This is a genomic window from Methylobacter sp. (genome assembly GCF_036845245.1).
Taxonomy (GTDB): Bacteria; Pseudomonadota; Gammaproteobacteria; order Methylococcales; family Methylomonadaceae; genus Methylobacter_A.
This window is the reverse complement of the sequence record NZ_DAIUEH010000086.1, coordinates 1-12,077: the sequence shown is the minus strand read 5'-3', so window position 1 is coordinate 12,077 and position 12,077 is coordinate 1. Positions and strand designations below refer to the sequence as shown.

Genomic DNA, 12,077 nt, shown 5'->3' with positions numbered 1-12,077 from the left:
CCTAAAAACCCAAGCCCCATAAGCTTGGGTTTTTTTTTGACTGAAATTTGCTAAATTGACAGATTCGCTGTCTTCATGGCTTTCAGGCGTCTCCCATGGGCAATAAGCTTGGCGTATAAAGATTGTTTTTGAATTGAATAATTATTGATATGGGCGTGTGAAGTCGGTAGAGAATCCTACTAAAGAAGAGGATTAGTCCGCATTCTTTCTACTCTGTTTGGCTGCAAGTTCACTTAGCACGGATATCTGCAGGAAACAATAGCCAGACAGCCAAGCGAGGAACGCTATAGCATGCCCGTATTCCCATCGAGCGCGAAGCCGAGAATATGCATTTGCCAGCGGCTCCGATGCAGTTTGGGTGACATGCGCCCATTCCGCATTCACTGGCGCTACGACTGCTCCCCAAAGGGCCAAAGACATACCCAGTGATAGAGCGCCGAACAGAACAAGTCGAGATCTCGCCAATTTACGGGAGAGATACGAAACCAGGGTTGCGCTCAGCAACGCTCCAATCTGGATGCCCGCGCCAACGGACCCGAAGAGAGCATACAAAGTGCTGGTGACTACGGCGTATAGTTCCGGTGTATAGCTCATTTTAACCGGCATCTCCATCAGATGAGCAGCTCCGGGCACTAGTCCCAGTGCTACAAGCATGAGAGTGGTGAAGCGAATAATAGTAATCATGGTTTCTCCTGATTTGAAAAGTAGTCATGCGAACGGTGCAATGCTGCCTAGCGAAGAAACTTATCTCCCATCAAACATCCTGGCGAAAGGACTGAAAAACAGCGGATCGGGTGGAACTCAATATTAGACTCAGAGCAAAGCCAAACCAAGTGACTGTATAGTTCGGGTCAAAAGACGCTACGAACAAGACCACCTTCTGCACGGATACAGGAGCCATTGATTACCGCTGCTCGGGCGCTACAAACGAAAGCCACGATATCGCCGATTTCTTTCGGATTGATAAGACGACCAATAAGGGAAGTTGGCCGGTTCTCTCTTATGAAACGGAGTTCGGCCTCGGTCATTGGGAGACCGGGGAATATGTCGTGAATAAACTTTTCGACGCTTTCGGTGCGCGTAGGTCCAGGGAGTACTGCATTCACCGTCACCTGTGTTCCCTTAGTCAATTCTGCCAGAGAGCGTGAAATACCCAGTTGCATGGTTTTAGTGGCACTGTAATGGGCCATTTCAGGAGCAGGACTAACGCCCGATTCACTCGAAATGAACACAATCCGTCCGGAACCTTGGTCTAGCATGCCGCGTAAATAGTGGCGGGCCAAACGCACACCGCTCATGATATTGATCTCAAAAAGTTTGCGCCAGGCTTCATCGGTCTCGTCAAAAAAACCGATAGCTTCATAAATACCAAGATTATTGACGAGGATATCAACTTTGGACAATTGGAGGATTGTTTGGGCGCAGCCCGCTTCGGTTCCCGTATCGGCGATCAACGACAGCAAGTCGGCATCTGGATGACTTGTACGTACATCAGCTATGGCTTTTTCCACGCTTACTTGCGTGCGGCCATTGATAACCACGCGGGCGCCTTCGGCAGCCAGCGAGCGGGCAATTTCAAGGCCTATGCCTCGAGAAGAGGCTGTGACCAAGGCAACTTTGTTTTCTAAATCGAGTTTCATTTTACAGGCACTCCTTTTGATTGAGTGTAGTGGAATAACGAAGTTTAAGTTTAGCCGCCTTCCATGGCCTTATGCGTGATGCCAGCTCGGACATGAGGTTAAGCTCAATGTTGGAACGGGAGATGAACCTCATTTTTTCGGCTGAGGGCCGATGATGTACGAATTGGATACGGCATCATCTGAAAATATGGCCCTGAACCAGGTGTGTTTGTTCGGCCGAAAATATAGGTACCAGATCGCCTCAATCTTTTTCAGGGAATGTTATATAAATGGCGAAAAATACACATTCGTACCCTTACTTAGTATTTGCCAGCTTACTGTGCCGCACAGAATAAGAAAAATAAATAATCAAGCCAATAACCAGCCAGATCACAAAGCGCAGCCAAGTGAGTGCAGGTAAAAATGCCATCAGCGCGGTACAGGACAACATGCCAAGCACTGGAAATAAAGGGCTGAACGGCGAGCGGAACGGGCGTTTCATGTCCGGCTTGGTGATGCGCAGCACCAATACGCCTAAACAGACCAGCACAAAGGCGGCCAAAGTACCGATATTAACCAATTCGGCCAGATCGCCGAGTGGAATGAAGCCTGCGGCTATCGCCATGATGATACCGCACAGTACGATGACGCGAACCGGGGTTTGGGTTTTAGGATTCACTTCGCTAAAGAACGGTGAGAGCAGGCCGTCACGGGACATCGCGAAGATGATACGGGTCAGTCCGTAATACAGCACCAGCATTACAGTCGTGAGGCCGGCAATAACACCGGTTGAGATTAGCGCCGATGCCCAGTTGTAGCCGAGCAGGTTCAGCGCGTGAGCGACTGGCGAGGATACGTTGAGTTCAGTATAGTTGACAACGCCGGTCAGCAGGCCGGATACCAGAATATAGATTACAGTGCAAAAGCCCAGCGAGGTGACGATGCCGAAAGGCAGGTCGCGTTGCGGATCGCGGGCTTCCTCGGCGGCGGTGGACACCGCATCGAAGCCGACGTAGGCGAAAAATACCAATGATGCGCCAGCCAGTACGCCGGTGGTTTTACCGTCAGGCAGGGTTTGGAACCAGCCGAACGGCATGAATGGATGCCAGTTTTCCGGGTGGACATTAAATACAGCAACGGCGATAAAAACAGTGATGGTCAGCAGTTTAATAAAGACCATCGCATTATTGACTTTAGCGCTGTGCTTTACGCCCATAATCAAAAGCTGCATCAGTATCAAAATGATGCCGGTTGCCGGTAAGTTGATCAGCCCGCCGAGCTTGGGCGCTTTGGTCAGCACCTCCGGTAACGGCATGCCAATGGCTGTTAGCGCGTTATTAAAATAGCCGGCCCAGCCATTGGCGACAGTCGCTACCGCAAGACTGTATTCCAGCAACAAGTCCCAACCGATAATAAAGGCAAATATTTCACCGAAAGCAACATAGCTGTAACCATAGGCGCTGCCGCAGCCGCCGACTGAGGCGGATAATTCAGCATAAGACAAGGCGGCAAAAGCGCAGGCAAATCCGGCAATGACAAATGACACTATCACGGCAGGCCCGGATTGAGTGGAGGCGGCGACTCCGGTTAGGACGAAAATGCCGGTGCCGATAATTGCGCCTATGCCGAGAAAGGCCAGATCCCATTTAGACAGGCAACGCTTAAGGCCGCTGCCTGTGTCATCATCGGAAGTAACGTGTTTGCTGCGAAAAATTTGTAGGGACATCTGGAGCTCTTGTTGTTATTTGGCTGAAATGAGATGATGCTAAAGTGTTGTATTCGCTGAATTATAGGGGTAATAGCGATAATCCCCAAAACAAGTCTATGAAATCAGCAAAATTATGCGTGAGTCGGTCTGGCATGATAATATAATCAGTTTTTTTAGGTAGGCGGATCTTGAGTAATTGCCTGGGGATTGTCTGTAGGCATGGATAAATCTGTATCTATATTTTAGTAAACAACGTTGGTTGTTGAAGAACTGTTATTATTTTTTATATTATGTTTTCCAGGAAACTTATCGCAATGAACATTCGTGTACTACTTGCTTTTACTATCTTACTATCAGTCATTGGCGGTCATGCAAATGCTACGACCTATGCAATGCCGGCAAATAGTAGTGATACGGTAATCACTCAATATCCTGACGGTATGCCTTTAACTCGTGCAGATGAGAATGAGACTTTGCTGGATGTCGCGCGCCGCTTTCTTCTGGGACAAACGGAAATAGTCAGACTGAATCCTGATGTTGATCGCTGGCTGGTTAAAAAAGGTGAAATTGTTCGTTTATCCAACAAACGTATTTTGCCGGATTCGCCGCATAACGGAATTACTTTAAATATTTCCGAATACCGTATGTATTATTATCCGCCGACTAAAAAGGGTCAGGCGCCTCAGCAGGTCATGTCTTATGCGCATGGCGTCGGCAGACAGGATTGGAAAACACCGCTGGGTAAAACTAAAGTTGCTCGAAAAATCATGAATCCTGAATGGCATCCGCCCGAATCAATCAGGCGCGAGCATGCCGCAAATGGCGATCCTCTGCCGGTTATTGTGCCGCCGGGACCGCATAATCCTCTGGGAACTCGCGCACTGTATCTGGATTTGCCCGGAGAATATCGGATACATGGTACCGATATTGATAAGATTAACGGTATAGGCATGCAGATAACGCATGGCTGCGTTCGTATGTATCCTAAGGATGTCGAGGAACTATACGATTTGGTTGCCGTCGGAACGCCGGTTTATATTGTCAAACAGCCTATCAAGGTTGGCTGGCTGGACAACGTTCTTTATGTAGAAGCGCATCCGGATCTGGAGGGAGAGGAAACAACGATGGATCAGCGCTTTGCCGTAGCGCTGGGATTGATTCAAAAAAATAATAATCAGGAGTTGCCTGATTTTGACCAGCAATCTTTGAATAAAGCACTTAAAGAGCAGAGCGGAGAGCCCATAGCAATTTATGAGCGTTTGCCGCCACTGGAGGAAGCGGAAGCGTCAGCATCGATACCCGCGGCAGCACCTGTATCGACGCCAGCACCGGTTCAAAAACCTATAGCGAAACCGGTGCCAAAACCCACACGCAAACCTTCTCCGGATGGTTATTATCATGGGGGCTAAGTTATTAAAGTTGTCAGGAAGATTGTAAAAAGTCATTTATAACCGCAGGGTACAAGTGCCCTGCGAGTAAACCTGTTAAACTACCCATTTTTAACGTATAGCCTTTTTCCGGTACATTCCTTTGAAAAAAATCCTTATTTCCGACAAATTAGCAGAAGCCGGCATCAATTATTTAAATGATCAGCCCGGCATACAAATACATATTGAGACCGGGCTTAATGAGGATCAGCTTTGCAACCTGATCGGCGATTACGATGCGTTGTTGATTCGTAGCGATACGCAGGTGACAAAAAAAGTTTTGCAAGCGGCAAAGAACCTCAAGCTGATAGGCCGCGCCGGTATTGGCGTCGACAATGTCGATATACCCGCAGCAACGGAGCTGGGGATTATTGTGATGAATACGCCGGATGCCAATGCGACAACGACTGCCGAATTGGCCATTGCACATATGATGTCGTTGAGTCGGCATTTGCCGACTGCCGATCGCTCAGTCCGGGCCGGAAAATGGGAGCGCTCCAAATTAATGGGCTCTGAAATCGCTCATAAAACACTGGCGATACTCGGTTTCGGCACCATAGGTCGGATTGTCGCACAGCGTGGTTTCGGCTTGAAAATGCAGGTGATTGCTTATGATCCCTTTGTTGCGCCTGAAATATTCGAAGACCTGGGTGTTGAATCGGTGAGTCTGGATGAACTGGTGACCCGGGCGGACTATTTGACCTTGCATTGCCCTTTGATTGAAAAAACCCGCAATGTTATCGGCAGTGCTCAGCTGGCGATGATGAAAAAAGAGACCATGATTATCAACTGTGCCAGAGGCGGCCTGATTGACGAGGCGGCGCTGTATGATGCGTTGAAAAACGGCCGAATAGCCGGTGCGGCGCTTGATGTTTACGAAAATGAACCGCCTGCCAATTCGCCGTTGCTGGAATTGGACAATATTGTTTTTACTCCGCATTTGGGTGCATCTACCAGTGAAGCGCAAGTGGCGGTGAGTGTAGAAATTGCCCGGCAGGCGGTCACGTTCTTAAAGACTGGCGAAGCGGTTAACGCTTTAAACTTGCCCAGAGTGTCTGCGGAAGAATTGAAAAAATCGCACGAGTTTGTGACGTTGGCCAATATCCTCGGCAAAGTGCTGGTTGGTCTGGCGACCAAGCCGATAGAAAAAATAGAAGTGGCGTTAATGGGGAGGGCGGCGGAAGTTGAGGCTCGGCCTGTTTCAGTCGCAGCCTTGATCGGTTTATTAAGCGGACAATTTTCTACGCCGGTAAACCGGGTTAATGCCGAAAATATCGCCAAACGTCAAGGCATTGTTCTAATTGAATCGAAAACCGAAGAAACTCAGGATTATTTGTCGTTGATCCGGGTTACCGGGCATTGCGCGGGACAGACCATTACGTTAGCGGGAACCCTGTTGGGCGGCTGTCATCCCCGCCTGGTTTGTATCGACCAGTTTGATATTGAAGTGGTACCTGTAGGCACCTTGTTGGTGACCCAGCATGATGATAAACCAGGTGTTATATCGGCGATCAGCAGCGTGCTGGGCAATGCTAATATTAATATTACCAGAATGCAGGTCGGTACAGCGGATGTGCAGCAAAGAGCGATGGCGGTTATCAGTGTTTCCGAGCCTTTAACCGAAGATTTGTTGCAGCAATTATGTCATATACCTGCCGTGCATAAGGCTATCCAGATTAACTTATGAGCTTTGACGTCATCTGCTTTGATTGCGACAGTACCTTAAGCAAAATAGAAGGGATAGACGAACTCGCCGGACGGGTCGGTTTGGGCGAAGAAATGTCCAGATTGACTGATGCGGCGATGAATGGCGAAGTTCCGCTGGAAACGGTCTATGAACAACGTTTATCGTTAATAAGGCCGGATCGGGACGGCATCGACTGGCTTGCCGGTTTATATATCGAACAGATCGTCGATGGCGTTCAAGAAGTTTTTGAGACGTTGGCCGCACAGGACAAAGAGCTGCATATTATCAGCGGCGGAATCAGGCAAGCTATTTTGCCGTTGGCAAAGTACTTGGGTTTGTCTGAAGCCCAAGTTCACGCAGTCGATATTTATTTCAATGAAGACGGCAGTTATCGCGATTATGACCGGAACTCGCCGTTGGCAAGATCGGGCGGAAAAGCCGAGATTTGCAGGCGGTTGCTTAAAGCGCAAGACTCACTGGTTATGATCGGCGACGGCAAAACCGATATGGAAGCCAAGCAAGCGGGAGCCGTCGTGATCGGTTTTGGCGGCGTGGTTGACCGGCAGGTTGTTCGTGAGCAAGCCGATTTTTATAGCGTTGAACCGACCTTGGTTTCTATATTGACGCATATTTTATAAACTTGAGTCGATAAGCGCCAACAGGCTGCGGATTGACCGATTGATTTAACGGTTCTTTAGAGAGAGACAATGGCTGGGCATAGTAAGTGGGCTAATATCAAGCATCGTAAGGCGGGACAAGATGCTAAGCGCGGCAAAATATTCACTAAAATGCTGAGAGAAATTACGGTAGCGGTAAAAACCAGCGGGCCGGATGCAGCAAGTAATCCCGCTTTACGCACTGCGATAGATAAAGCCTTGGGTGCAAATATGCGCCGCGATACCATTGATAACGCAATCAAGAAAGCGTCCGGTGCGTTGGAAGGCGTTAATTACGAAGTTGTACGATATGAAGGTTACGGTCCCGGCGGCACGGCGGTTATGGTCGATTGCCTGACCGATAACCGTAACCGTACTGTCGGCGAAGTACGTCATGCTTTTTCTAAAGCGGGCGGCAACTTGGGCACAGACGGTTCTGTAGCTTATCTGTTCAGCAAGATCGGTATTCTCAGTTATGCGCCCTCCGTTGATGAAGATGCCTTGATGGAAGCCGCTTTGGAAGCTGGCGCCGAAGATGTTGCTACTAATGATGACGGCTCGGTTGATGTGATGACCACGCCGGAAAATTATTTGGAAGTAAAGGAAGCGTTGGTTGCCGCAGGTTTTGAGCCGGATAATGCCGAAGTCACTATGCAGGCGGCAACGATGACTGAGTTGGATGCCGAGGGTGCGGAAAAAATGATGCGCTTGATAGACCGATTGGAAGATCTGGATGATGTGCAGAATGTTTATTCCAATGCGGATATCAGCGATGAAATTATGGAAGGGCTGGATTAATAGTTTACGGTAGCTGATGCGAATTTTAGGGATAGATCCGGGTTCAAGAATAACCGGTTACGGTGTTATAGAAGACTCAGCGCAAGGCTATAAATATATAGCCAGCGGCAGTATCCGGATTGCCGCCGATTATTTTCCCGATCGGCTCAAGCAAATATTTGACGGCATTCTGGAAGTTGTCGAACGTTATCAACCTGAGCAAATGGCCATAGAACAGGTGTTTATGCATAAAAATGCCGACTCCGCACTTAAGTTGGGTCAGGCTCGAGGCGCAGCAATTTGTGCGGTTCAGGTCACCGGTTTGCCGGTATTTGAATATGCGGCCCGGCAAGTCAAGCAGGCTGTGGTCGGCAAGGGCAGTGCCGAAAAAACTCAAGTTCAGCATATGGTGAAAATTCTGTTAAATATTCAAGGCGAGTTACAAATCGATGCCAGCGATGCATTGGGCATCAGTATTTGTCATGCCCATTATCAGCAAACTGCACAGCGTTTGCAGAAGGGGTTGTTGCGGTGATTGGTTTTCTACGCGGCAAACTGGTTCTTAAAGCGCCGCCGTTGCTGGTGCTTGATGTGAACGGTGTCGGCTACGAAGTTGAAGCGCCGATGACGACTTTTTATAACCTGCCTGTGATCGGTGCAGAGATCATATTGCATACTCATCTGGTTGTTCGGGAAGATGCGCATATTTTATTCGGGTTCTCGACTGAAGATGATCGCTCGATGTTTAGAACGTTGATCAAGGTCAATGGCGTCGGGCCAAAGTTGGCTTTGACCATTTTATCGGGGCAGAGCGCCGAAGAATTTCATCGCTGTATTCATAATAATGACACGCAAGCATTGGTACGATTACCGGGAGTCGGTAAAAAGACGGCCGAGCGCCTGGTTATCGAAATGCGCGACAGATTGCCGGACTTGTCATCCGATTCAGCCGGCTTGTCAGCGACCGGTATCGATAAGGTTGTTCAGCTGAATAATCCGAAACAGGAAGCTATCAGTGCTTTGTGTTCATTAGGCTATAAGCCGCTGGACGCGAGTAAGATGGTGCAGAATATCAGCGCTGAAGGTAAAAGCTGCGAAGACATCATCCGGTTAGCTTTACAAGGCACGATAAGATGATTGAAAGTGATCGTATAATTACCGCGCACAGTCATTCGGATGAAGAGCGTCAGGATCGGGCCATTCGACCCAAGCGCTTGGCCGATTATATCGGCCAGAAAGAATTGCGTGAGCAAATGGAGATTTTTATTCAGGCCGCAACGGCGCGGTACGAAGCGTTGGATCATGTATTGATTTTCGGTCCTCCGGGGCTGGGTAAAACGACGCTGGCGAATATCATAGCAGCGGAAATGTGTGTTAAAATTCGTCAAACATCAGGACCTGTGCTCGATAAAGCCGGTGATCTTGCTGCATTGTTGACCAATCTCGAACCTCATGATGTGTTGTTTATCGATGAAATACATCGGTTGAGTCCGGCTGTTGAAGAAATTTTATATCCGGCGATGGAAGATTATCAGCTTGATCTGATGATTGGCGAAGGCCCGGCCGCACGCTCAATCAAGTTGGATCTGCCGCCTTTTACATTGGTTGGCGCTACTACCCGTGCCGGTTTATTGACCTCGCCGTTGCGAGATCGTTTTGGCATTGTTCAGCGGTTGGAGTTTTATACGGTTGATGAACTGTCTGATATTGTAACGCGTTCAGCCAATGTACTGGGTATTGCGATGGAATCGCAAGGCGCTTATGAAATAGCGCGCCGTTCTCGCGGTACGCCCCGAATTGCAAACAGGTTGTTGCGTCGGGTTCGGGATTTTGCCGAAGTAAAAGGCAATGGCAAAATTACTGGGGAGCTCTCTTTTCAGGCTCTGGAAATGTTAAAAGTGGATAGTAACGGGTTTGATTCATTAGACCGCAAATTGCTTTTAGCTATGATTGAAAGTTTTGCCGGCGGGCCGGTAGGCTTGGATACATTAGCCGCTGCGATCAACGAAGAGCGAGGCACCATTGAAGATGTCGTAGAGCCGTATTTACTGCAACAGGGATTTATTATGCGTACTCCCCGCGGCCGAGTGGTCACCCAGAACGCCTATTTACATTTTGGTCTGCAGCCCCCAAAGCAATTGGGAATATCTGAGGATTTGTTTGAATAATCGGACATAAGATTGCCAAACAGATTATGAAAAAATTTATTTGGCCCGTACGTGTTTATTACGAAGATACCGATGCCGGAGGAGTGGTGTTTTACGCCAACTACCTGAAATTTTTCGAGCGGGCACGAACCGAAATGCTCCGGGCAATGGGTTATGAGCAGGATGAACTGATTGCTAATGAAGGCATTATTTTTGTTGTGCGTTCTGTGCAGGTCGATTATTTAAGTCCTGCCCGATTTAATGAACAACTCTATGTCAGTGCAGAGGTGAGTCTAGCTAAAAAAGCCAGCCTTACTTTTGAACAAGTCATTACCCGAGGCGATGCTGTTTTATGCGAAAGCATAATCCGGATCGCCTGTTTGGATGCACAAACTATGCGTCCTAAAGCTATTCCCGAAACCTTATTTAGAGCAATTTTAGAGCACACAACATAATGAATACTGATTTATCGATTTTCCACTTAGTTAAAGAAGCCAGCTTCGTTGTTCAATTTGTAATGATGATATTGCTAGCGGCATCGGTGTCATCATGGACCTTCATTTTTACCAAGCGCAAAGAGCTTAACCGGGCGGTTGAAATAACCGACGAATTTGAAGAGCAGTTTTGGTCAGGTGTGGTATTGGCTGATCTATACAGAAAACTGGCGGCAAAAGATTTTGAGCCGGAAGGCATCGAGAAAATATTCCTGGCCGGGTATAAAGAGTTCTCCCGGATGCGTCAAGCCGGCAACGTAGAACCCGGTGTTCAAGTGGAAAGCGCGCAACGGGTAATGCGTATTGAATTATCACGTGAATTGGAACGGCTGGATGAGCATTTGGCCTTTCTTGCCACCGTCGGTTCGATCAGTCCTTACATCGGCTTATTCGGTACCGTATGGGGTATCATGAATTCATTTATGTCTCTGGGTAATGTCAAGCAGGCAACTTTGGCGCAAGTCGCACCCGGTATTGCCGAAGCATTGATTGCAACCGCTATAGGTTTGTTTGCTGCGATTCCTGCAGTTATCTCTTATAACCGCTTTTCTACTCGATTAGACAGATTGACCGGTCGATACGAACTCTTTGTTGAAGAGTTTGTCGTACTATTGCAAAGACAGGCGCATCAAAAATGAGTGCGCCACAAATGGGCAGGAAAAATGGGCGCAGAAAGCCCATGGCGGAAATCAATGTAGTTCCTTACATTGACGTAACTTTAGTGCTGTTGATCATTTTTATGATAACAACGCCGATGTTGCAAACAGGTGTACAAGTTGAGCTTCCTCAAGCTGAATCTGCAACCGTAGAATCGGAAGGTGATAATTTGCCTGTTATTGTGTCGATTAATGAACAGAGTCAATACTTTATTACTATTGATGACAAAGAGCCGGAACTGATTCATCCCGAAGAGGTAGAGGGGCGTGTGATGGCTGTACTAAGCCAGAAACCGAAAACGCAGGTTCTAATCGGGGCTTACAAAGGTATTGATTATGGTGTCGTGGTTACACTAATGGCGGGACTAAAAAATGCCGGTGTCTCCAGTGTAGGATTAATGACCAAGTCGGGTGAACAATAGATTTTGATGGATAGTAAAAAGAAATTTTCGGGGCCGATTATACTGGCCTTAGCTTTACATCTTACGATTCTAGGTCTGTTTGCCCTAAGCGCTTTATTTAAGCCTGACAAAATTGAATCGGAATTGGTGCCGGAAATTATTCATGCTGAAATTGTCGATGAAAGTAAAGTTAAGAATCCGGCTGAGGTAACCGCTGAGCCTGTAAATCCGGCTGAAAGTCCGGTTAAAGAGAAAATCAATCCGGAAGCGGAAACTAATCAGGAAGCCGAGCAAGCAGCAAAGCAGGCTGAAGCAGAGCGAACTGAAGCGGCAAAAGCCGAAGCTGCTGCACAAGTTAGGGCTGAAGCGGAGCGGGCGGAAGCGGCTAAAGCCAAAGCGGAAGCTGCCGCACAAGCCAAGGCCGAAGCGGAGCGGGCGGAAGCGGCTAAAGCCAAAGCGGAAGCAAAACAAGCCGAGGCGGCTAAAGCGAAGGCGGAAGCGGCAG

14 protein-coding genes are annotated in these 12,077 nt (G+C 48.1%); 11 read left to right on the top strand and 3 right to left on the bottom strand.

The annotated features are described in order from the left end of the window. Positions 1-192 precede the first annotated feature (192 nt). The 3 genes from V7051_RS23570 to V7051_RS23560 form a co-directional block, all read right to left on the bottom strand. Complete coding sequence (locus V7051_RS23570; RefSeq protein WP_333878674.1) at positions 193-684, bottom strand: hypothetical protein; 492 nt, start codon at positions 682-684, stop codon at positions 193-195. Between the two features lie 167 nt (positions 685-851). Further along, positions 852-1,640 (bottom strand): SDR family NAD(P)-dependent oxidoreductase, encoded by a 789-nt coding sequence (locus tag V7051_RS23565; protein WP_333878676.1) that lies wholly within the window; start codon positions 1,638-1,640, stop codon positions 852-854. Positions 1,641-1,935: 295 nt separating this feature from the next. Next, on the bottom strand, positions 1,936-3,345 hold the full coding sequence (locus V7051_RS23560; RefSeq protein ID WP_333878678.1) for an amino acid permease: 1,410 nt from the start codon (positions 3,343-3,345) through the stop codon (positions 1,936-1,938). A 296-nt stretch (positions 3,346-3,641) separates the two neighbouring features. Here V7051_RS23560 and V7051_RS23555 point away from each other — a divergent pair, with 296 nt between their 5' ends. The 11 genes from V7051_RS23555 to V7051_RS23505 form a co-directional block, all read left to right on the top strand. After that, entirely contained in the window at positions 3,642-4,736 is a 1,095-nt protein-coding gene (locus V7051_RS23555; protein ID WP_333878680.1) for a L,D-transpeptidase family protein, read from the top strand. A 121-nt stretch (positions 4,737-4,857) separates the two neighbouring features. After that, complete coding sequence (gene serA / locus V7051_RS23550) at positions 4,858-6,441, top strand: phosphoglycerate dehydrogenase (protein WP_333878682.1); 1,584 nt, start codon at positions 4,858-4,860, stop codon at positions 6,439-6,441. Further along, positions 6,438-7,079, top strand: a complete 642-nt coding sequence (locus V7051_RS23545; RefSeq protein WP_333878684.1) for an HAD-IB family phosphatase — start codon at positions 6,438-6,440, stop codon at positions 7,077-7,079. The genes serA and V7051_RS23545 overlap by 4 nt, the downstream gene beginning before the upstream one ends. A 69-nt stretch (positions 7,080-7,148) precedes the next feature. Continuing rightward, positions 7,149-7,895 carry a YebC/PmpR family DNA-binding transcriptional regulator gene (locus V7051_RS23540; protein ID WP_333878686.1) on the top strand — a complete coding sequence of 249 codons (747 nt, stop codon included), beginning with the start codon at positions 7,149-7,151 and terminating at the stop codon, positions 7,893-7,895. A 13-nt stretch (positions 7,896-7,908) separates the two neighbouring features. Continuing rightward, entirely contained in the window at positions 7,909-8,409 is a 501-nt protein-coding gene (ruvC, locus tag V7051_RS23535) for a crossover junction endodeoxyribonuclease RuvC (protein ID WP_333878715.1), read from the top strand. Then, positions 8,406-9,011 carry a Holliday junction branch migration protein RuvA gene (gene ruvA / locus V7051_RS23530; protein ID WP_333878687.1) on the top strand — a complete coding sequence of 202 codons (606 nt, stop codon included), beginning with the start codon at positions 8,406-8,408 and terminating at the stop codon, positions 9,009-9,011. Before ruvC ends, ruvA begins: the two co-directional genes overlap by 4 nt. Beyond that, complete coding sequence (gene ruvB, locus V7051_RS23525) at positions 9,011-10,042, top strand: Holliday junction branch migration DNA helicase RuvB (protein WP_333878717.1); 1,032 nt, start codon at positions 9,011-9,013, stop codon at positions 10,040-10,042. Before ruvA ends, ruvB begins: the two co-directional genes overlap by 1 nt. Before the next feature lie 26 nt (positions 10,043-10,068). Further along, the gene (gene ybgC / locus V7051_RS23520; protein ID WP_333878689.1) at positions 10,069-10,476 is read left to right on the top strand and encodes a tol-pal system-associated acyl-CoA thioesterase; all 408 of its coding nucleotides are present in this window, start codon (positions 10,069-10,071) and stop codon (positions 10,474-10,476) included. Further along, positions 10,476-11,153 (top strand): protein TolQ, encoded by a 678-nt coding sequence (gene tolQ / locus V7051_RS23515; RefSeq protein ID WP_333878691.1) that lies wholly within the window; start codon positions 10,476-10,478, stop codon positions 11,151-11,153. Before ybgC ends, tolQ begins: the two co-directional genes overlap by 1 nt. Beyond that, positions 11,150-11,593, top strand: a complete 444-nt coding sequence (gene tolR, locus V7051_RS23510) for a protein TolR (RefSeq protein WP_442919691.1) — start codon at positions 11,150-11,152, stop codon at positions 11,591-11,593. The genes tolQ and tolR overlap by 4 nt, the downstream gene beginning before the upstream one ends. Positions 11,594-11,599: 6 nt before the next feature. Then, a partial coding sequence (locus V7051_RS23505) for a cell envelope integrity protein TolA (RefSeq protein WP_334181183.1) occupies positions 11,600-12,077 on the top strand: 478 nt, incomplete at its 3' end.

What these genes read in the sequence shown, in the direction of transcription:
- V7051_RS23570 (WP_333878674.1), bottom strand. Translation starts at nt 684, where the DNA reads ATGATTACTATTATTCGCTTCACCACTCTCATGCTTGTAGCACTGGGA.
- V7051_RS23565 (WP_333878676.1), bottom strand. Translation starts at nt 1,640, where the DNA reads ATGAAACTCGATTTAGAAAACAAAGTTGCCTTGGTCACAGCCTCTTCT.
- V7051_RS23560 (WP_333878678.1), bottom strand. Translation starts at nt 3,345, where the DNA reads ATGTCCCTACAAATTTTTCGCAGCAAACACGTTACTTCCGATGATGAC.
- V7051_RS23555 (WP_333878680.1), top strand. Translation starts at nt 3,642, where the DNA reads ATGAACATTCGTGTACTACTTGCTTTTACTATCTTACTATCAGTCATT.
- V7051_RS23545 (WP_333878684.1), top strand. Translation starts at nt 6,438, where the DNA reads ATGAGCTTTGACGTCATCTGCTTTGATTGCGACAGTACCTTAAGCAAA.
- V7051_RS23540 (WP_333878686.1), top strand. Translation starts at nt 7,149, where the DNA reads ATGGCTGGGCATAGTAAGTGGGCTAATATCAAGCATCGTAAGGCGGGA.
- ybgC (WP_333878689.1), top strand. Translation starts at nt 10,069, where the DNA reads ATGAAAAAATTTATTTGGCCCGTACGTGTTTATTACGAAGATACCGAT.
- tolQ (WP_333878691.1), top strand. Translation starts at nt 10,476, where the DNA reads ATGAATACTGATTTATCGATTTTCCACTTAGTTAAAGAAGCCAGCTTC.
- tolR (WP_442919691.1), top strand. Translation starts at nt 11,150, where the DNA reads ATGAGTGCGCCACAAATGGGCAGGAAAAATGGGCGCAGAAAGCCCATG.